This window comes from Mucilaginibacter sp. (genome assembly GCF_036568825.1).
GTDB lineage: Bacteria > Bacteroidota > Bacteroidia > Sphingobacteriales > Sphingobacteriaceae > Mucilaginibacter.
The window spans coordinates 1-21,122 of record NZ_DATCRU010000102.1 but is presented as its reverse complement, the minus strand read 5'-3'; the positions used below and the strand labels follow the sequence as shown (position 1 = coordinate 21,122).

At 42.2% G+C, this 21,122-nt stretch carries 20 protein-coding genes; 15 read left to right on the top strand and 5 right to left on the bottom strand.

Annotation, left to right across the window (positions count from 1 at the left end):
• The first annotated feature begins 105 nt into the window (after positions 1 to 105).
• On the top strand, positions 106 to 1,425 hold the full coding sequence (locus VIM89_RS22600; RefSeq protein ID WP_488158463.1) for a gluconate:H+ symporter: 1,320 nt from the start codon (positions 106 to 108) through the stop codon (positions 1,423 to 1,425).
• 13 nt (positions 1,426 to 1,438) lie between these two features.
• Here VIM89_RS22600 and VIM89_RS22595 read toward each other — a convergent pair whose 3' ends face one another.
• Both VIM89_RS22595 and VIM89_RS22590 read right to left on the bottom strand, forming a co-directional pair.
• On the bottom strand, positions 1,439 to 1,765 hold the full coding sequence (locus tag VIM89_RS22595) for a hypothetical protein (RefSeq protein WP_488158462.1): 327 nt from the start codon (positions 1,763 to 1,765) through the stop codon (positions 1,439 to 1,441).
• Between the two features lie 88 nt (positions 1,766 to 1,853).
• Positions 1,854 to 2,915: a sterol desaturase family protein gene (locus tag VIM89_RS22590; RefSeq protein ID WP_488158461.1), complete on the bottom strand. Its 1,062-nt coding sequence runs from the start codon at positions 2,913 to 2,915 to the stop codon at positions 1,854 to 1,856.
• A 128-nt stretch (positions 2,916 to 3,043) separates the two neighbouring features.
• Here VIM89_RS22590 and VIM89_RS22585 point away from each other — a divergent pair, with 128 nt between their 5' ends.
• Positions 3,044 to 3,319: a hypothetical protein gene (locus tag VIM89_RS22585; RefSeq protein ID WP_488158460.1), complete on the top strand. Its 276-nt coding sequence runs from the start codon at positions 3,044 to 3,046 to the stop codon at positions 3,317 to 3,319.
• A 172-nt stretch (positions 3,320 to 3,491) separates the two neighbouring features.
• Here VIM89_RS22585 and VIM89_RS22580 read toward each other — a convergent pair whose 3' ends face one another.
• Complete coding sequence (locus VIM89_RS22580) at positions 3,492 to 3,923, bottom strand: CBS domain-containing protein (RefSeq protein WP_488158459.1); 432 nt, start codon at positions 3,921 to 3,923, stop codon at positions 3,492 to 3,494.
• Positions 3,924 to 4,045: 122 nt separating this feature from the next.
• On the opposite strand from VIM89_RS22580, the gene VIM89_RS22575 reads away from it, so the two are divergent.
• The 4 genes from VIM89_RS22575 (at position 4,046) to VIM89_RS22560 (ending at position 7,600) form a co-directional block, all read left to right on the top strand.
• Positions 4,046 to 4,852 carry an alpha/beta fold hydrolase gene (locus VIM89_RS22575; protein ID WP_488158458.1) on the top strand — a complete coding sequence of 269 codons (807 nt, stop codon included), beginning with the start codon at positions 4,046 to 4,048 and terminating at the stop codon, positions 4,850 to 4,852.
• Positions 4,853 to 4,943: 91 nt separating this feature from the next.
• Entirely contained in the window at positions 4,944 to 6,152 is a 1,209-nt protein-coding gene (locus VIM89_RS22570; protein ID WP_488158457.1) for a BamA/TamA family outer membrane protein, read from the top strand.
• Between the two features lie 219 nt (positions 6,153 to 6,371).
• The gene (locus VIM89_RS22565; protein ID WP_488158456.1) at positions 6,372 to 6,731 is read left to right on the top strand and encodes a response regulator; all 360 of its coding nucleotides are present in this window, start codon (positions 6,372 to 6,374) and stop codon (positions 6,729 to 6,731) included.
• A 503-nt stretch (positions 6,732 to 7,234) separates the two neighbouring features.
• Complete coding sequence (locus VIM89_RS22560) at positions 7,235 to 7,600, top strand: response regulator (protein ID WP_488158455.1); 366 nt, start codon at positions 7,235 to 7,237, stop codon at positions 7,598 to 7,600.
• Between the two features lie 11 nt (positions 7,601 to 7,611).
• On the opposite strand, the gene VIM89_RS22555 is transcribed toward VIM89_RS22560, so the two are convergent.
• Entirely contained in the window at positions 7,612 to 8,844 is a 1,233-nt protein-coding gene (locus VIM89_RS22555) for a DUF2252 domain-containing protein (protein ID WP_488158454.1), read from the bottom strand.
• 80 nt (positions 8,845 to 8,924) lie between these two features.
• Here VIM89_RS22555 and VIM89_RS22550 point away from each other — a divergent pair, with 80 nt between their 5' ends.
• Positions 8,925 to 9,296, top strand: a complete 372-nt coding sequence (locus VIM89_RS22550; RefSeq protein WP_488158453.1) for a VOC family protein — start codon at positions 8,925 to 8,927, stop codon at positions 9,294 to 9,296.
• 194 nt (positions 9,297 to 9,490) lie between these two features.
• On the opposite strand, the gene VIM89_RS22545 is transcribed toward VIM89_RS22550, so the two are convergent.
• Positions 9,491 to 10,564 carry a hypothetical protein gene (locus VIM89_RS22545; protein WP_488158452.1) on the bottom strand — a complete coding sequence of 358 codons (1,074 nt, stop codon included), beginning with the start codon at positions 10,562 to 10,564 and terminating at the stop codon, positions 9,491 to 9,493.
• A gap of 226 nt (positions 10,565 to 10,790) precedes the next feature.
• Here VIM89_RS22545 and VIM89_RS22540 point away from each other — a divergent pair, with 226 nt between their 5' ends.
• From VIM89_RS22540 to VIM89_RS22505, 8 genes are all read left to right on the top strand, one after another.
• Complete coding sequence (locus tag VIM89_RS22540; protein WP_488158451.1) at positions 10,791 to 13,910, top strand: tetratricopeptide repeat protein; 3,120 nt, start codon at positions 10,791 to 10,793, stop codon at positions 13,908 to 13,910.
• Positions 13,911 to 13,946: 36 nt separating this feature from the next.
• Positions 13,947 to 15,797 (top strand): TonB-dependent receptor, encoded by a 1,851-nt coding sequence (locus VIM89_RS22535; RefSeq protein ID WP_488158450.1) that lies wholly within the window; start codon positions 13,947 to 13,949, stop codon positions 15,795 to 15,797.
• Between the two features lie 37 nt (positions 15,798 to 15,834).
• Complete coding sequence (locus tag VIM89_RS22530) at positions 15,835 to 17,142, top strand: HU domain-containing protein (RefSeq protein ID WP_488158449.1); 1,308 nt, start codon at positions 15,835 to 15,837, stop codon at positions 17,140 to 17,142.
• Entirely contained in the window at positions 17,142 to 17,843 is a 702-nt protein-coding gene (locus VIM89_RS22525) for a MotA/TolQ/ExbB proton channel family protein (RefSeq protein WP_488158479.1), read from the top strand. Before VIM89_RS22530 ends, VIM89_RS22525 begins: the two co-directional genes overlap by 1 nt.
• Positions 17,840 to 18,241: an ExbD/TolR family protein gene (locus VIM89_RS22520; protein ID WP_488158448.1), complete on the top strand. Its 402-nt coding sequence runs from the start codon at positions 17,840 to 17,842 to the stop codon at positions 18,239 to 18,241. Before VIM89_RS22525 ends, VIM89_RS22520 begins: the two co-directional genes overlap by 4 nt.
• A gap of 209 nt (positions 18,242 to 18,450) precedes the next feature.
• The gene (locus VIM89_RS22515) at positions 18,451 to 19,266 is read left to right on the top strand and encodes an energy transducer TonB (RefSeq protein WP_488158447.1); all 816 of its coding nucleotides are present in this window, start codon (positions 18,451 to 18,453) and stop codon (positions 19,264 to 19,266) included.
• A gap of 67 nt (positions 19,267 to 19,333) precedes the next feature.
• A complete protein-coding gene (locus VIM89_RS22510) occupies positions 19,334 to 19,708 on the top strand; it encodes a four helix bundle protein (RefSeq protein WP_488158446.1) in 375 nt (124 codons plus the stop codon).
• Positions 19,709 to 19,752: 44 nt separating this feature from the next.
• Positions 19,753 to 21,099, top strand: coding sequence for a bifunctional folylpolyglutamate synthase/dihydrofolate synthase (locus VIM89_RS22505; RefSeq protein WP_488158445.1), 1,347 nt, complete (start codon positions 19,753 to 19,755; stop codon positions 21,097 to 21,099).
• Positions 21,100 to 21,122 lie beyond the last annotated feature (23 nt).

The following is a 21,122-nucleotide window of genomic DNA, read 5'->3' as shown; positions in this document are numbered from 1 at the left end:
TTCTAAAAGTTACTCCCATTCTTAAAAATTCATGCAAACCGGCCTGCATGAATTTTTAATTACTACTTTAGCAATCGGGCTAAATCAACCCTAAGCTGCCGTCCAATGATATTACTTGTTATCCTGTTTTGCATTCTTTTGCTTGTCCTGTTGGTAAGCTGGGCAAAAGTCAACCCCTTCCTGGCGTTCCTCATTGTTTCTATTACAGCAGGGCTAATATTAGGAATCCCGTTTGATAAGGTAACCAAATCGGTTGAAAAGGGTTTAGGCGATACATTTGGTGCTATTGCCGTTATCATTTGTGTTGGCGCTATGATCGGTAAGTTGGTCGCCACCAGCGGCGCAGCGCAGAAAATTGCAGAAGTACTGGTAAACGCCTTTGGCGTAAAGCATATCCAATGGGCATTGGTAATAGTCGGGTTTATTATCGGTATCCCGCTGTTTTATGAAACAGGTTTTGTGCTGATGGTACCGCTCATCTTTTCGGTAGTATATAAATACAAGCTGCATGCGGTTTACATTGGTTTGCCTATGCTGGCGGCCCTATCGGTAACACATGGGTTTTTGCCCCCTCACCCATCCCCCTCAGCATTGGTAACTATATTTCATGCCGATATGGGAAAAACCCTGATGTATGGGCTTTTACTTGCAATTCCGGCCATTATACTTGCTGGCCCCATATTTTCACGGACACTTAAAAAAATACCTTCGCAGCCACTGGCCACTTTCCGGGCTGAAGAACTACCGGCGGATCAATTGCCCGGCGCATTTACCAGTTTTTTAACTGCATTGTTGCCTGTAATGTTATTAATGGGCACTACCATCTACCTTAACATCGATCATCAGCAAAATACCTTTCACAAGATAATAGCATTTATTGGCGATGCACCTATTGTTATGCTCATCTCACTGGCATTCGCAACATTTACACTGGGTATCAGGCAAGGTAAGGACATGAAGGAACTGGGCGTAATTTATGCCGATGCAGTGAAGGATGTATCCATCATCCTGCTTATCGTAGCAGGTTCGGGTGCATTCAAGGCAGTGCTTACCGATAGCGGTGCCAATCACCAAATAGCCGATCTGCTGCTGAGTTTCCACTTGCCTCCGCTGATGCTGGGCTGGCTTATTGCAGCCATCATCCGCATAAGTTTGGGCTCGGCTACTGTAGCCGGCTTAACCGCCGCCGGAATTATATCATCTATCGTTCTGCGCGATCCATCCATCAACCCAAACCTGATGGTATTGGCCATTGGTGCAGGCAGTCTCACCTGTTCGCACCTGAACGATGGCGGATTTTGGCTGTTCAAAGAGTATTTCAACCTTTCGATCAAAGACACACTCCGCTCATGGACGGTGATGGAAACTACGGTTTCTATTGTGGGATTAACAGGGGTTTTGATTTTGAATGCTGTGATTAAATAGCGATCGAAGAAGGCTATTGATGTTTTTGGATATAATCCACCACCTGCTTTTGCTCCTCAACATCCAAAAGATTACCTTCATACAGCCATTTCCCATCAGCTTTTAAAGAAAGATTTCCCAGGAAGTCTGGATTATTTTCATCGGCCAAATCATCGTTTCTTTCATCAATCTCCAGCTTTTCGGTGAATAATCCGGATTGGTTATCGGCTGAGTTTTTATAGATTTTATAAGTTCCGGTTGCAACGATTCCATCTGAACCCTTTTCAAGTACCGGCTCAATAATAATACGTCTTTTTGAACCTTCAGAATGCTCTATATTGAAATAAGCAGGATTGATCATAAGCGTTTGACTACTGATATTAAATACAGTACCTTATCCGGATTGTTTCAACAAGGCGACATTTTAGCCGATAGTCGGGTGTTGACCTTTAAGCAGAAACAGAACTCGGGTTATTTAACTGCGATTCTTGCCCGGCAGTGGACCGAACTTCTGTATTGTTCGCATGATTAATCTCCTCAAAATACTTCTTCCGCACAATACTCGACATTTTATGATCACCGGTATGGCTCCAGCCGGGAGGCATAATGATGTACAGAAATTTGTTTTTGATGCCGGGAGCTTTTGCAACATCCTTCGCCAATAACACAATCTCGCCGAAATAAGCATCAAGGAAGCTGTTCTTCTTCATTGGCCGGGTAATGCCATATTCAATAGGTATTTTACGATCTTCGGGCTGATAAGTATGAAATACCCGGTCCCATATATTCAGCAGGTTACAAAAATTGGTATCCATGTAAAGCGGATTGCGGGCATGGTGTACGCGATGGAACGATGGCGTAAGAATTATCTTCCCTAAAAAGCCGAAACGTGCATCATTTACCAAATTTTCGCCAATATGGATGAATGCACCCCATAAACCATCAATAAACATGATCACGAAAAGCATGGCCGGGTTTACACCTAATAGAATACAGATTGTAGTACGTATAACATCTGCGTAAGGCCCCTCCAGGAAGAAATGCGCGTAGGTAACTGAAAGGTTCATCGAAGTAGGCGCATGATGCGTTGAATGCAGGCACCACAATATCCTCACCTTATGTGCCAGGAAATGATAAACAAAGTGCGCCAGTTCCCAAACCACATAGCCGTAGATGAACCAGTACCAGGTGAAGGTAGTTTTTAGGATAGCATAGTCTTTAAAAAGCTTAATACAAACAACAACCATCGCAAAAGAGATCAGCCGACCTATAAAAGCGTTGAATACATAGGTAAAAAACGACAACTTATAATCGATCACTTTAAACCGCTTAAAGAAAGCGCCACGAATGATTTCGAGCAGCAGCAGCAGCGGGATAAGCGGCCCCAAAGCAGAAGTGATGCCATGCCAGGTGAGCAATTCATCATACTTGCCAGTCTTTAATATGTCGATCAGACTATTAAAGTTCCAAAATCCAATAAACTGATCCCAAATTGCTTTTAAGAAACTCATTGCAGAAATTATAATTGGTTGTCCTGCTAATTTACGCTGAAAAAAACCAAAATATTACCAGTATGTTGTTTTTAAACAATTCTGCAGCAAAATTGCCTGAGGCAGAGTGGAAATAACAATTAAAAACCATGGCAGATTATAACATTATATACACAGCTGAAGACGACCAGGATTACTTATGGAATGGCAACGGCTTTGACCTGGTTGATAACAAGGAAAATGAAAAACTGTTATTTAGCGGCAGGAGCTACAGCGATAAAGACCTGCCTGATGAATTATCAAAAGTTCGCGAAGCAGTTAAAATAAGTTTCCCAACCGATACCAATATCCGGATAAAGCAGGTGGAAGTACCTGTCAATAGTAAAAGCGATAGTCCGGGGCACACCCCGCATATTATCTCCTGAATAAGAGTGTTGTCATGCTGAATTGTAAAATCCGGGGGCCTCTAAAGGTGAGATGACATAAGAGCGCTGTCACCCTGAGCCTGTCGAAGGGTATGCGGGTAAGGCCTTTACGCGCCGCACTTCGACAGGCTCAGTGTGACACCCCTTTATTTTATTATAGGTAAAGAAGATTTCAGGACTGAATATAACTCCGTAGCTGTTCTATCGTCTCTTCGTGCGATAGGATGGTCTCTGTAACCAGGTCGTTGATCGAAACTATACCACATAGCTGATCATTCCTGAACACAGGCAGATAACGAATATTATTCTCGCTCATGATGTGCATGCAGGTCTCAATCGTATTATCAGGTATAATGTGCGGAAGATTGGTTGTCATAATCTCGCGTACCGAAGTTTCATCAGATGATTTGCCTTTCAGTATAACTTTTCTGGCGTAATCACGTTCAGTAAGCAGGCCCTGGTATTTGCCATTTTCGTCGGTTACTACTACCGATCCGATGTTGCGGTCGTCCATCAATCTCAGCGCGTCTAAGACGGAAGTTGATGCATCAATAGTGACAACAGCGGCACCCTTACGGGCAAGGATATTGGAAACTTTTTTCATAACTTACAGATTTAGTGGAGAAAACGGCTTATACCCAAATATAATAAATCGCTTTTAAACGAAGAAGTTTTTATTTAAAAATATAAAGTATAATATTTAGATTGGCGTCAATTATCACAACTATGAAGAGAACGCATTTGTGGCTGATCATTCTGATCTCTTTTTTTAGTCTGAATTCATTCGCACAAACGACTGATGCCGGACAGTTCTTCACCTCTTTTGATGGTACTAAAATTTACTATGAAGTTAAGGGAACCGGGTATCCTGTGGTACTCATTCACGGCTTTTGCGGAACCGGCGAAGGGTGGAAAAAGAGCATTGTTTATACCAACCTGATCAAAGGCGGTTACAAAGTGATCATACTCGATCTGCGGGGTAATGGACAATCGGACAAACCACATACCGATGAAGCTTACAGCAACGATGCCGAAGCAAAAGATATCATGGGTTTGATGACCAGCTTAAATATCACCAAGTATAATGTAGTGGGTTATTCACGGGGATCGATCATTGCCTCGCGGTTGCTGGTTTTAGATAACCGGGTAAACAAAACGGTAATGGGCGGCATGGGTGATGGCTTTACCGATCCACACTGGCCAAGAAGACTGCACGCTTATGCCACTTTAATGGGCAATAAAAACTTCCACGAGTTTGATGATATGATGAAGTATATCCATGAACAGGGTTTTGATATACCTGCACTTGCCATGCAGCAAAAACATCAGCCAACCACAAGCGGAGCCGAACTGTTAAAAATAACCAAACCGGTATTGATCATTCGCGGAAGCGATGATAAAGAGAACGGATCGGAGATTGGCCTGCAAAGACTTATTCCGGGTTCAAGAGTGTCCTATGTACCCGGCGATCATAACACCGCATCAAAAAACAACCAGTTTTCGGCAGCAGTATTCTTTTTCTTTCAATCCTGATGTGATTTTGTAGCGTTTCGCGTTATAGTAATCGTATGTCACAAACAAGTCACAAACAATTTGTTTGGGCAAGTTGTGTCTTAAAGGAATAATGTATAAAAGTCTGCTTTTACTTTACCTTCTTATCATTCCTTTGGCACTCCACGCGCAAAAGGCCATCGATCCCAATAAACAAATTGATACAATGGGGAAAAAGGATTTGATCGATATCGGCAAATCATTTTTCCATATCGAAAATAAGATTGACACCAGCAAAAAGGACAGATCATTATATTTCTCCGTACTACCATTATCATCTGCAGTTCCAGGTGGCGGCAGGGCGGTGTTTACGGCTACCACGGCAGGTTTTTACCTGGGCGAGCGTAATACTACTTACCTGTCATCCGTAACATTCTCTCCTTATTTTAATTTCAGGGGGCGATATGGGTTCCCTTTTCGGTCCAGCTTGTGGCTCAAAGACAATAGCTGGAATATACAGGGAGATACACGCTTCCTGGTATACCCGCAAAACACCTGGGGACTGGGCGGAGGCACACCCGAGTTCAACAAATTCGTGGTGAACTATAATTATTTTCGCTTTTACCAGAGCGCTTTAAAACGGATCACCTCGTATTTATATGCAGGGATTGGTTACAATATGGATATCTATATGGATATCGAGACAGACAATCCCGGTGCGCTGCAGAAGTTTACCAAATACCCTTACGGTACTTCGTCAGAGCAAACCTCCTACTCATCCGGCGTTACTGCAAATTTGCTTTACGACAGCCGTAACAATCAGTTCAATCCCCTGCCGGGTGCTTATACCAGCATCGTATATCGTGTAAATGCCCACGCATTTGGGAGCGATGCTGATTGGCAATCTATTTATATCGATATGCGAAAGTACATCTCGCTCACTCATACCAATGAGCACAATGTTTTAGCCTTTTGGACCTACTATTGGAGAACATTCGGAAACGGCATCCCCTATCTTAACCTGCCAAGTATCGGTTGGGACCCATACCAGCGCTCGGGCCGGGGGATAGAACAAAACCGCTACCGTGGTAAAAGCCTGGTTTATTTTGAAACTGAATACAGAAGAGACATCCTCGAGAACGGTTTGCTGGGTTTTGTGGTCTTCGCAAATGTTAATTCCGTGTCCGAACCAACTACTAACCGGTTTACTTATTGGCGACCTGCAGGCGGCACTGGTTTGCGCATTAAATTCAATAAAAAATCAAATACCAATATCGCTATTGATTATGGCATCAGCCAGGGATATTCAGCTATTATCCTGGGACTTGGCGAGGCATTTTAAATATTATTTTTATTAATAATATCACTCCTATGTAAAGCGAATGTTACACATTAGATCATTCTAATATCTTGAACAGATATTTTATATGAATAAAAAAATATTATATTTGAAAGTTATAGTTCGATTAGATTTTTAGCCGAAGCATTTGCTCAATAGACTGAGCTTTTCACAAGACCCCAGTAATTTCTTTTCGACGTTAAACTTTATCCATACAAGCAAATGTTGAAACGTGTACTAGTTTTAGATGATAATCAGGATATCCTGGACGTGGTTCAGGAAACATTATCATACGAAAAGTTTGAGGTAATAAGCACGGCAGAAAGCGATAAGGTAATGGGGCTCGTAAAGGAGTTTGTCCCTGATCTGATCCTTTTGGATTACCGCGTAGCCGGAACCAATGGCGGCGAGGTTTGCCAGCAGATCAAATCGCATCCTGAATTTAATGACATCCCGGTAATTATTTTTTCGGCATACATTAACCACCAGGATGAAATATTGGCTTACGGTTGCGATGCCATCATCAACAAACCTTTTGACCTGGTTGAGCTCATCAATAAAGTAAACGACCTTATCAGTTAATTTTTTAATGATCAGAAACCTTTACCTTTATAAATTCATATAAAGGCGCAAATACCCCTCATTAAAAAAACTTATTTTTCCCTGCGATTGTTTACAGGTATATTTTGCCTGATTGAGAAATTAAGTTTTTATTAGTGGAACAAGAAACAACAACGACATTATTAAAACCCGCCACTGTACGGTATTGCCGTAAATGTGGCTCGTCTTATCATTTTCAGCTGCACCGCAACTGGTTTGTAAAAACTTTCCTGTTTTTTCTCCCTCTCAGGGTATATTTCTGCGCCAAATGTCAAAAGGCCAGGTATGTACTTATTAAAAAGAAAAGTGAAGATTCCTGAGTACAGCCTTTGTACTAAAAAAAGGAAAAACGCTGTCCTAAATTTCCGACTATATGTTACCACTTATAGTTTTAACACACGCTTAATGTGTATTACAAACACATATAATGTATGGTACAATTATTGTTATTTCGACCCTTAATACTAAGAATTACACCTACTTATATGCGCAAAATTATAGTTGTTGACGATAACGAGGATATTTTAGAAATTATTAAGCTGATACTTGAAGGTTATGATTACAAAGTAGTTACACTGGCAGACGGAGGCTTATTATTCGATAGTATCCGGGAGTTCAAGCCAGACCTTATTCTGCTTGATATTATGCTGGGCAATATGGACGGCCGCGAATTATGCAAAGCGGTTAGGGAAAATGATGAAACCAAAGATATCCCTATCATATTCGTATCGGCAAGCCACAGTATATCAGACCGTTTTATGGCAATGGGATCTAATGTAGATTTCCTGGCAAAACCTTTTGATATTAATGAGCTGATAGACAAGGTTGAGATGAGCCTGTCTGCTGCATAGTATTTACCTCCTCACATCTTTTCAGCTGGTCTTTTTACGACCCTGGTAACATTCTGCGCCGCTTTGTAATCTGATACATACTGCTCATAATCCTGCTTCACCTGCTCTGCATATTTTTTGGCATATTTTAATATCACTTCATGCCAGTCATTATTGTAACCAAATTCAATAAGCTTATCTGCAATTACCGACCCCTGTCTGCCTGTACTGCGTAATTGTGCCGATGCTGTTAAAAGCGCCATATCTTCTACCACCAAACGGATATCATCATACCGGTTTTTTATCACCTCAAAATTGATCCTGTCCTCTGTTGGCTGCATTTCCTGTATCACATAACTATCTCCTTTAAACATGCCAGTTCCCAAAAGTGCCGGCGATACATTTTGCATTCGTTGCTTAACCTGCATAACCCTGGTAGCATCATTTTGCCATTCAGGCTGTTTTATATTTAAATAAGGCCGAACTGATGACGGTTTCGCCTGCTTCATATCCACCAGCAAATATTTGCCATTCTTTTTACTCTCTAATAAAAACATATATCGCTTCACGCCAATGCTTCCGGTGCCTGCTATACGGAACACACAATCAACAACCTCATAACCATACTCCTTCACCATGCTGCTTTCCATCCAGTGACCGAAAAACCGGCTAAGCTCTTTTTTATAGATTTTATCTTCTATTGAAAAATGGCGTTCGTCAGTCGCCAGGCATAGACGGTGTTTCTTTTGAATAGTTAATTTCTTTACCAGGTCTTTCTGCTTGCGTTCATCGGCATTGGTCAAGAAAGTGCAAACTATTCCGCTGGCAATGCGGGGATCAATACTAAGGGCCTTACCTGTCGCTAATCTGGCTGAATAAGTTTTCAAATATGCTTCAGCCATTTTAGCCGCTTTCTCGGCTTTTATGCCGAGATTATCAAAAGCGATAAAAATGCTCGTTACCATGCGCGATACTTCCCATAAGCAGGGTGCTAATACGCTCTCGTCAAAATCATTCAGGTCGAAATAAACCAGGCGGTTATCCCCTTTGTAGCTCCCATAGTTTTCCATGTGCAGGTCGCCGCATATCCAGGTTAGCGGTGAATCAGGGATATGTTCTGCTTTGCAAAAGTCTTCATAAAATAAATGGCAGGTGCCACGATAAAAACGATAAACGTTTTCGGCCATGCCCACAAATTTGAGCTGGACTATATCGGGTAGCCGGTCTTTATTGAAGGCTACTATTCTTTCGTATACACTGTCCATTGATAGGGGTAAATATGTTTTGAGATAACTGATATTTAGTAAACAGCAGTATCTTTATACAAGATAAAGATAAAATCGCTATGCTAATCAACGAGACTTTAAAAACATTTGTACCCACCATAAAACCGCAGGAAGCAAAGACATTTTATCGGGATGTTTTGGGACTAACATTTTTAGGCGAAGACTCTTACGGAATAGAGTTTGACTCAGGCGGTAGCCTGCTCCGTGTAATTACAGTCAGAGAGCTGACACCGCATGAATTCACCATCCTGGGCTGGAATGTAAAGGATATTGAGGCAACTGTTGATCTATTGGTTAGCCGTGGTGTATCATTCCAGAAATATGATTTTATTGATAACGACCGTGGTATATGGACATCGCCCAATAACTCAAAAGTAGCCTGGTTTAAAGATCCGGATGGAAATGTGCTGTCGGTATCGCAGATGCCGTGAGGATTAGACCTGCATAGCATCGTCAACTCACCCGGTCATTGCTTCGCTCGACCACCCTCTCTTCGCTTCGCGCAAAGAGGGGAATTTATTTTTTTTTTTTGATTTCTTCTTCACCCTCTTTATGGCTTGCCATAGAGAGGGTCGAACAGCGTAGCGCATTCGGGGTGAGTCGACTCTGCGAGCGATTACGCTATCTATTTCTTCACCTCAAACGCCCGCAACTCCTTATCAATCTTTTCATTCCACTCCGCTTGCGCTGCACGGTCCTCTCCATGCCTCGTTTCAGCATCATACTGTCTTTGCTTGCTCGTGGCATCACGCAATGCCTGGAGATATTCTACATTGATAGGACCGTAAAAATTATCTGTCGGCAGCTTCATGGCTGACAATTTCTTCTTATAGCGCTCGCCCACTATTTTTTCGATATCAAAATGTCGTTGCTCGTGATTGAGCACATAGTCATCCTTCTCACCTTTTACCCAGCAATCGCTTTTGGCTACGCTTACTTTAATGGCCATGTCCACATAAATAATTCCGTTTGCAATACGATTTTGTTCGGTATAGCCCATCACTGGAATTATTTCTGCCTCAAAATGATTATCCCTCGGCTTATCCTTAAAATCGGCCCAGGTTAACGGTCGTTTAGCCGAATAATAAATAGTATCTCCTTCCGGTGTTTCAGTATAATCTGTAAACCGCAGTTTCACTGCTTTGGCCAGCAAGGCATTAGTTTCTGCATTGCTATTGATCCAGGTATTAAAAAAATCTAACGTACCTTCTATCCCTTGTCTCAAAATTACTTCAATATCAACCGGGCTATTTGCCTGGCGGATATAACGGATGCCGCCCGTATAATCCACTAAATGGATGGTTCGGTAGCCTGCCTGAAGCGAGAATGCGAAAAAGACACCCAATCGCCCACTGATCTGTCCGTTGGATAGTTTAGTCTCTGTTACCTTAAATTCTTTCAGGGTGATTATTACCGGTCGCAGATTAGCATCGCGATGCAGGTTTTTAGCTATGAATTGTTTGATGGAGGTTGTAGCGCCATCTTTCAGATCCAATTTTTGAGAAGTAATTGAATGATCCGGCTTGGTAATGATCAGGTCTGCAACTGAGCTACGGTCCTTGCGTTCGTCTGCTACTTCGGCTATATAAAACTCTTTGGGAGTGAAATTAATTTTTTCGTCGCGCAGTATAATAGGACCGTCAATTTTCTGTTTAATAGCAGATGCCCCGCACAGCAAAATACTAACAATTGAAAACATTAAGACGATGCTACGGTTAATTGACATTGCTGATTTGAAATAACTAGACTATAAACCTATTGAGTGGGGCAATATTTAATAATATTATTCATAAAGTTTTCCACACCAATAACATACAGATTACATAACCGTTCACTTAAATAAAAGTGTTATTCACATTTGTGAATTACTTGTGTGGATTGCATTTTTGCGTTATAACTACTTTCGCATATTGATATCTTGCGCTATGACCAAACTGAAATACACCGCTATCATTATTCCTGTATTTTTTACTCTCACAGCCAGAGCCCAGCAAGACCCCTCTTTCCAAATTTACAGAACGTATCACGCCGCGTCCGACCTGCTTAGCAAAGGTAAGTATGTTGCCGCAGCTGAGCAATTCCGTTTGGTGGAGCGTTCAAGGCTGGAAACGGGCACTCAACCTAAATTTGAATCGTCGCTTACGCTGGTTCAGGAAAACTCACAGTATTATGAGGCGGTTTGCTCCCTTGAGCTGGGGAATGATGATGCAGAGAGTCTTTTCATGAAGTTCATTAAAGAACATCCTGAAAACCCGCTGGCAAAGGTGGCTTATTTCCAGATCGGTAAATTTTACTTTAAACAGGGTAAATATACCGAGGCCTTAGAATGGTTCAACAAAGTAAATGCCGGCGACCTGATAGGCAGCGAAACTGTTGAATACAAATTCCGCAAAGGCTATGCTTATTTTGAGACCAACGATTATAAAAATGCGCAACTGCTGTTCAGCGAGATAAAAAATGAGCAGTCGCCCTATACCCAGGATGCAACTTATTATTTTGCCTACATTGCTTATTTAAATAAAGATTATCACCTGGCACTGCTAAACTTTGAGAAACTAAAAAACTCGAAAAAATATGAAGCCAGTTATCCATATTATATCACCGCGGTTTATTTCCTTGATAAACGCTATAACGATGTGATCAGCTATGCAGTGCCGATCCTGAAAACCACGCATCAGCAGCACGAAACCGAAATGTTGCGTATTGTAGGTGCATCCTACTTCGCTAAAGCTGATTACGATAACTCGGTAGCTTATTACAGCCGTTTCGAGGATCAGGATCATGGCAAAACCCAGAATACGCAGGATAGTTACCAAATGGGTTATGCTTATTTTAAAGTAGGTAACTATGCTAAATCAGCCAGTGAACTGGAAAAACTGGTTGACCAGAACGACATCTATGCCCAAAACGGTAATTACACGCTTGGTAATGTATTCTTGAAGATGAGTAACAAGCAGAGCGCACGCAATGCGTTCTTTGTGGCATCAAAAATGAATTTTGATCCGCAGTTGCAGGAGGACGCCTTGTATGAGTATGCTAAACTATCTTACGAGCTTGACTTTAACACCCAGGCGCTGGATGCAACAAGATTATACCTGAAAAACTACCCGCAATCACGCAGGACTGACGAGGTAAAAATCTTACTTGGTGAAGAATTATTAACCTCAAAAAACTATAAAGAAGCCGTTGAAATATTAGAGCCTATTCCAAATAAGTCGGCCAGTGCAAGGGCGGCGTATCAAAAAGTGACCTATTACCGCGGTTTGGAGTTTTATAACGAACGTGCCTTTGAAAATGCCATCGGTATTTTCCTGCGTTCATTGAAAAATCCGTCAGATAAGAAAATTGAAGCTTTAACAGTATACTGGATGGCAGAAGCGATGTTCGAGGTCCGTAAATACGGCGAATCGGTACAGAATTTTGAGCGCTTTATGGACATGGATGCCGCGAGCGAAACATCTGTTTACAACTATGCCAACTATGCTTTAGCTTATGCCGCATTTGGCGACGAGCAATACAGAAAAGCGGCCACTTACTTTGAAAAGTTTTTGAGGGGCGGTGAAAAAGACCGGAATACCATCAATGATGCGATCACCCGCCTGGGAGATAGCTACTTTGTATTGAAAGATTACAGCAACGCCCGTCAGAACTACGATAAGATCATCGCTCAGCACACCAAAGGCGAAGATTACGCCTTATTCCAGCGTGGTATGATACAGGGCTTGCAGGGCTCGCCGGATGCGAAGATCAGTACGCTTACCGACGTATTAAATCAATTCCCGAACTCGGATTATGCGGATGATGCTTCTTTCGAGATTGCCTACACCTACTTCCTGAAGAACGATGGTTCGATAGCTAAGGAAGATTTGCAGGCGATGATACAAAAGTATCCGCACAGCAGCTATATCCCACGTGCGTTAGTAACCATCGGTTTGATCGATTACAACGCAGGCAATGACGACCTGGCAGTTGAATCGTTCAAGAAGGTAATTGCTGATTACTCATCAACCGATGAAGCTAAACAGGCGTTAAAACAGATCGAGAAGATATACACCGATAAAGGTGATGCGCAAACCTTTATCACTTATGCGCAGTCTACACCTATCGGCAACTATACCGTTGCCGACCAGGAGAGCATCATGTACACTGCTGCTAACAATCTTTACCTGAAAGGTGACTGGGCAGGAACGGTAGCGGCTGTAAGTGCCTACCTGGATAAATTCCCAACCAAACCGATATACGAAAAGCAAGTGCATTTCTTACGGGGCCAGAGCCTGATCAACCTGAAACGTGGCGACGAAGCTGTTGCCGACTTCAACGTAATATTAAACGACTGGACCAGCGCTTACACTGAAAAATCGCTGATCAGTATGGCCAACTGGGAGATATCTCAGAAGAAATACAACGAAGCCGTTGCTTACTTAAAGAAACTGGAGATCAACTCAGAATATAAAGCTGACTACTCATTTGCGATCAACAACCTGTTGTTGTGTTACGCGCAAATGAAGAGCCCGGATGATGCATTGAAATATGCCAAGCTGGTTCGCGAGTATGAGAAATCATCACAGGAAGATAAGTTTAAAACAGGCTTATACGCCGGTATAGCTTATATGCAAAAAGGCGATACCACATCGGCAGTTAAAGAGTTTGACTACACAGTAGCCAATACCAAAACTATAGCTGCAGCTGAAGCCAAATACAACATCGCCCAAATAGAATACAATAAAGGCAGGTACAAATCATCACAGAAAACCTGCTTCGATTTGGTGAAAGAATTGCCAAACTATGATTACTGGGTAGCTAAAACCTACATCCTGCTAGCCGACAACTATGTAGCGCTAAAGGATAACTTCCAGGCGAAGGCTACGCTGCAAAGTATCATAGACAATTATAAAGCCGACGACGATATTTTACCGACAGCGAAGGATAAACTGGAAAGATTAAGTCCGGGAAGTACTAAGGCAACTAAACAGTCTCAGCCTAAGCAGGGAATCCAGCAGGATACGACTAAGCAGGAAACTCAACCGGACACAACTAAAAATTAATTAACAGGATAACAAAGAAATAGGAAAAGACAAGCAATGATCAGATCAAGATATATATTCGCGCTGCTTACCTTAGCAATAGTATTTTACTTTGCTCCTGCTAACGCACAGAATAAAACTACTACTAAAAAGAAGACTACCACTACGAAGAAGCCTGCAGAAAAAACAAAAACTGCTGCTAAAACATCGGCTACTCAGGATACCACCAAGAAAGGCGGTCAGGCACAAGCCAACAAAAACCAAAACCCAGGTGGATTATCAGAAGAGGTGGTGGTAACTACAGCTTACAAACCGGTTTTGGCCGATGCGGTGAAGATCCGCCGCAACCCTGATTTGGAAGATAAAACGCCATTCAAAGCGCCACTAACCTACTTCCCGCTGGATAAACGCCTGGAACGCAATACAGATATCCATCAGTTGTCGGCCATGCAGATGCCTAAGGAACAGGATTCCGTACCGTCAAACAACTATGCACGTATCGGAGTGGGTAATATGAAAACCACTTTTGGGGAGGTATATATCAATAACGGGCAGGACCCGAATATGCAGGTGGGTGGTTATGCAAGGCACTTTGCACAATCGGGCAGCATTCCTAAACAAAACGAAAGCCGCGACGAAGCTAACATATTCATCAAAGGCATTCTTGATGATAACGATATTACCGCACGTGTAGGCTATAACCGCAGAGGTACTTACTTCTACGGCTTTGATCCGGCCAATCCGCCTAAAGCCTATAGCCCGTTAGCTCAGCATTTTAATACCATAAGCGGTGGTGTTGAAGTAGCCAAAAAATTTAAGGACGAAGAAAATGCCTTTACTTATGCCGCTAAAATTGACGGCTACGTGTGGGATAATGCATTCGCCACCAAAGAAAACAACATTGTACTGAGCGGTTTTATTAACCAGACTGTTAAACAATTCTACGCTGGCTTAGGCGCTTCATTGGATATGAGCTCTCAAAAGGATAGCGCTTATTCCATCAATAACAATTTGGTTAGATTGAATCCTTACTTAAAATTCCAGGGTGATAATTATAAGATTGATGCAGGATTAAACCTTGTTAGAGGATTTGGAGCAACAACAAAAGCATACATTTTCCCTGCTGCCAGACTGGAATTCCAGGTGATACCAAAATATGTACGTTTGTTTGCAGAAGTAAAAGGCGATGTAAACAAAACATCTTTGCGCGATTTGTCGGAAGAAAATCCATTCCTCGAAAATAATCTTGAGATCCGGAATGCTGTTACAGGGCTGGATCATAGCCCGATCCAAAACTCTGTTGACAGGCTTGATATCGCAGCGGGATTAAAGGGTACTGTAGCCCCCGGAGTTGGCTTTAAAATAACAGTATTCCAGAACAAGGTAAAGAATATGCCTTTGATGGTGCTCGACTCCACTTCAGTTAATCATAACCAATTTGGAATTGTGTATGATAACGGCACAGCAACAATCACCGGCATCAATGGAGAGTTAGATGTGAAAGTTTCAGACGCTGTAAATGTATTTGGCAGGGTTGAATATAAGAACTACAAAATGGCCAGCGAGACCGAACCATGGAACCTGCCTAAATTTAAGCTGACAGCTGGTACTCAACTCCATATCACTAAACAACTAAGCATTAACGGAACATTATTATTCAGGGGCAGCACTTTTGACGAAACTTTCATTAGCAGTACTGTTTCGGGTAACACAGTTACCAGAACCTATAGTCTGCCTGTATCAATTAGCTCGTTTGCTGACCTGAGCGGTGGCGTAGAATATAAGATAAACAACACATTTTCAATTTTTGGACAAGTAAACAATATTTTGAACAGTAACCCGCAAATTTGGCGCTACTACCAGGCCTATGGCTTCAACGTATTTGGTGGTGTAGCCGCACATTTTTGAGTTGTGTGATTTGTGATTTACTGTTACTTTTAGCGGAATGGATTTAGCCGTATATATAAATGAACTATTGGGATTAGAGGGCGAAGTAAATGTGCCGGGAATCGGTCGCTTTGCTCATACCCGCATCAACGGCTACTACAACGAGAAAGAAAACAAGTTCTATCCGCCAACCCACAAAATAAATTTTGACGGCGGAGCCCTGGCCGATGACAAACTGGCCGTATTTATTTCGGACAAGAAAAACATCTCGCTGGCGTCGGCAAAATATTTTATCGAAAAGTATGTCAACGGGCTAAAACAGCAGATACCTGTACAAAGAGTTGATATAACCGGTGTAGGTCAGCTTTACTTAAATGGCTCATCCATCGGCTTTAACGAGAATAGCTCATCTAAAGAAATCGACCCCGCGTTTTTTGGGCTGAAGCCGGTAAGCATTGACGAGATAGTAGAAAAACCTTCAGTAAGATATACTCCTCCGCCAATTAAGGTACAAGAGGAACAGAAAACGCCATCCACAGCCGATCAGGCGCAAACTGAATTGGTTAACAATAGGATCCCTCCTCCACCTCCAAAAATTGAGGAAGAGAAAAAACCATTATCTATTGCCGACCAGATACTGAGTGAACTGGCGCATGATCGTATAACGCAACCGTCTCCAAAAGTTGAGGAGATTGAAAAACCTGTTGAGGACGAAAAAGCACCGGTTATTGAAACGCCACCTGTTATTGAAACACCTCCGGTCGTTCAAAAACCTACTGTTATTGAGAAAGACGAAGAGCCGGTTGAGGAATATGCTTATGAAGAACCTGTTCGTCGTAATAATAACAATACCTGGATAGCGGTGCTGCTTATACTCATTATCGCTTTGCTCGCCTTGATGGGTCTTTATAAGTATAAACCGCAATGGTTTGATCGCTCTAAAGATAAACCGCAAACTTTTGTAGCGGTAGATACAACCGCAGGGCAATCAGTTGAGAAGAAGACCGCAGGTACCGATACGACTAAAAAAGCTGCTGTCGCTACAAAACAGGATTCCTTGGCGAAAGCACAAGCCCTGGTTACAGGCAACAGTACGGGTGCAGTTGATACAGCAGCCACTTTGCATTACGAGATAATAGCAGGAGCTTTTAAATCCTCTGAGCAGGCATATAATATTATAAACCGATATCAGAGTATGGGCCTGAAACCACACATGCTTAAACATATTGATGGCAAAAATTACATAATTACATTAGGCACCTATTTTGATAAAGAGGTTGCAGATAGAGTCAGAGATAGCATTCTGAATACTACCAAGATTAAAAAAGGCGATATTTTAGTACAAATTTATAAACCAAAAAAATGATGCTATTAGCACAAATAACTGATACGGCGCACAAACTGGCCGACACTGCAAAAAATTTACCCATAGTACCCGGACAAAGCGACGACCTGCGTTTCGGCGACCTGCTGATCAAAGGTGGTTGGGTAATGATCCCCATCGGGTTCCTGGCGGTACTGGGGTTGGTAATATTTTTTGAGCGGTACTTTACTATCCGTAAAGCAGCGAAGGATGAATCGAACCTGATGAGCCAGGTACGTACCAGTATTTTGACAGGTAAGCTGGAATCAGCTATCGCGATATGCCGGAATAGCAACTCGCCGCTTGGTCGTATGCTGCAAAAGGGACTGTTACGTATCGGTCGCCCGATAAAGGATATTGAAGGCGCTATTGAGAACGTGGGTAAGCTGGAGGTTTCCAAACTCGAGAAAAATATCAGTATATTAGGTATCGTTGCCGGTATAGCACCGATGTTTGGGTTCCTGGGTACAATTGCAGGGGTTATCAAAATATTTTATGATATATCAAAGACTGACAACATCAGTATGGGCGTTATATCTGGTGGTTTGTATGTGAAGATGGTAACATCGGCAGCGGGTCTTATGGTGGGTATCGTAGCTTACGTATGTTATCATATTCTGCAAATGATGGTAGATAAAGTAATTTTGAAACTGGAAACCGACGCTATTGAATTTATCGACCTGTTAGAAGAACCAAGCAAATGAACTTAAGAAAAAGACATCAGCGCGTATCGGCTGAGGTGCACACCTCGGCAATGAACGATATTATGTTCTTTCTGTTGCTTTTCTTCCTGATCGCGTCGACCATTACCAACCCGAACGTGATCAAACTGATGCTGCCAAAATCATCATCGGGCAAGGCGGTTTCTAAAAAAACCATTTCGGTAACCATCGACAAGAATCTAAAATACACAGTTAACAATAAACCGATTAAGGTAGAGGATTTGCAAACTACCCTGATGGGTTTTAAAAACGTGGCAACAGAATTGACGATAGTTTTATCAGTAGACCGTACCGTAGCCATACAGGATGTGGTACAGGTAATGGACGTAGCACAGAAATTGAATATAAAACTTGTTCTGGCAACAGAACCTAAAGGATAGTTGGCAGTTTGCAGTGGGCAGTGGGCAGTTAAAACCATATGACCTAAAGCAAGCGACCACGTGAAAAAGTTAGCAGTTTACAGTTGGCAGTTAAACTCTGCAAACTGTAAACCGGCAACTGCAGACTGAAGAGTTGAGGAAGAGTTAGCAGTTTTCAGGAAGCACCACACAAATGCCAACTGCAAACGGCCAACTGCAAACTGAAGAAAATGGAAGCTTACCAGGAAGAGAATAATTACCCGAAGGCATTTTTAGCCACAGGCATCATTATGGGAATATTGATCGCCCTGTGCTATTTTATTGTATTTAAAAACCCGCCTCCGCAAGAAATGGGAACCGGTGGGATATTGGTGAATTACGGTACAAGTAAAGAAGGTATGGGTGATGACTATATGAGCACGGAAGAGCCGTCCAAATCTCCACGGCCAACGCATACCAAAGCTACCAAGGTTACTCCACCTACGCCAACACCTCAGAAGACACAGGTAGAGCAAGCCGATAAAAAAGTAGTTACTCAAACAACAGAAGATGCGCCGGAGGTTAATGATAAAACGAAAAAAACGACCAACGCTGTAACTACTTCTGAACCCACTAAAAAAGCTGTAAAACAAACTGTCGACAACAGGGCACTCTTTAAAGGGATGAGCAGCAAAGGCAACGGCAATGGAGACGGCACGACAAACACCCCGGGTAACCAGGGTAATCCCAATGGTTCAAACCTTTCCAATAATTATAACGGTACAGGCTCTGGGAATGGCGGTCTTGCTCTCGGAAACAGAAGTTGGGTTTCCCGTCCGACTGTTGATGATAATCACCAGCGTGCGGGCAAAATTATTGTCCAAATACAAGTTGATAAGAATGGTAATGTCATTTCTGCAACTGCCGGTGCAAAGGGTACAACCATAGTCGATTACGATCTTTTTAATAAATGTAAACAGGCAGCGTTAAACGCCAAGTTTAATCCTTCCGACAATGCTCCCGATGTACAGGTAGGCTATATAACTTTTACGTTCAAAGTAAAATGATTCTTATTTACAAATAAAGTTGCAGTGGCAGTTGCAGTAGCAGTACTTTGTAAGTAAAATCAATTTTATGACAGGCAGTTTTAAAGACCTTAAGGTTTATCAATTAGCATTTGAGGCCGCGAATACTATATTTCAAATCAGTAAACGATTTCCGAAAGAAGAAACTTATTCTCTTACTGACCAAATAAGACGATCGTCGCGGTCAGTTTGCGTCAATATCGGAGAAGGTTATAGAAAACGTATCTACCCCAAACACTTCACTACAAAAATGACGGATGCAGACGGTGAAGCAACCGAAACCTCTATTTGGTTAGATTTCGCTTACAATTGTGAATATATTAATCAGGATGAGTTCCATCTTCTTCAATCAAAATATCAAGAAATTGGAAAGATGCTAAACTCAATGGCTAATCACCCCGAGAAATTTACTCCCAAAAACTAAGTAATAACTTTTTGGTTACTGCTACTGCCACTGCTACTAATAAAATGGACTACAAAACTACCCTCGACTACCTCTACAGCCAATTACCCATGTTTACCCGGGATGGTGCTTCCGCCTTTAAGAAGGACCTGACCAATACACTTGAGCTGTGCAAACGCCTGGGTGATCCTCATAAAAAATTCAAAAGCGTACATATTGCGGGCACTAATGGCAAGGGCTCTACCTCTCATATGCTTGCTGCAATTCTGCAAACAGCGGGGTATAAAACCGGATTGTACACTTCACCCCACCTTCGCGATTTCAGGGAGCGTATCCGCATTGATGGCGGGATGATCAGCGAGCAGCATGTGATTGATTTTGTAAAAGATCACCGCCAGGATTTTGAAGATATCAGACCATCCTTTTTTGAGATGACGGTTGCTATGGCTTTTGATGCCTTTGCACAAGCCAAAGTGGATATAGCTGTTATTGAAGTAGGTTTAGGAGGGAGACTTGACTCAACCAATGTGATCACCCCTCTCCTTTCAGTAATCACCAATATAGGTTGGGACCATATGAATATGCTGGGTGATACGCTGCCGCTTATTGCAGGCGAAAAAGCAGGGATTATTAAACCTGGCATCCCGACTATCGTTGGTGAATATCAAAATGAAGTTGCAGATGTATTTATTAATAAAGCAAAATCAGAGAATGCACCGATCAGTTTTGCTTCGGAAGACTGGTTTTTGAAATCGGAAATTGGAGATCAGAAGTCAGAAGTCGGAAGTCGGAAATCGGAAGTTCTGGACTATTTACAATTTGATATTTCGAAAAAAAAATCACCATTCACTACTCACCACTCACCACTCACTACTCAACATTTACAACTTGATTTACCTGGCACATACCAACTGAAGAACGTAAAAACAGTTTTATCTGCAGTGGAAGAATTGCGGCGACAGGGTTTTGCGATAAGCGATGAGCAGATAAAAACTGCATTAAAGCAGGTAAAAAAGCTAACTGGTCTGCACGGTCGCTGGGAAACATTAACCCATCATCCGCTAACTATTTGCGATACCGGCCATAACCCTGAAGGTATAACCGAAGTATTAAAGAATATTGAAAGCACACCACACGAAAACCTTCACATCGTGATGGGTATGGTAAATGATAAGGACATCAGCAAAATACTGGCTATGCTGCCTAAGCATGCTACTTATTATTTCTGTAAGCCAGATATTCCGCGAGGGCTTGATGCTGAGTTACTGCAGCAAAAAGCCGAATCCTTTGGTCTGCATGGCGAAATATATGTATCGGTAAATGCAGCCTTAAAAACCGCACAAAGTCAGGCTGATAAAAACGATTTGGTTTTTGTTGGCGGGAGTACTTTTGTGGTGGCGGAGATAGTCTGAATCAGAATTTACAGAATTTTTAA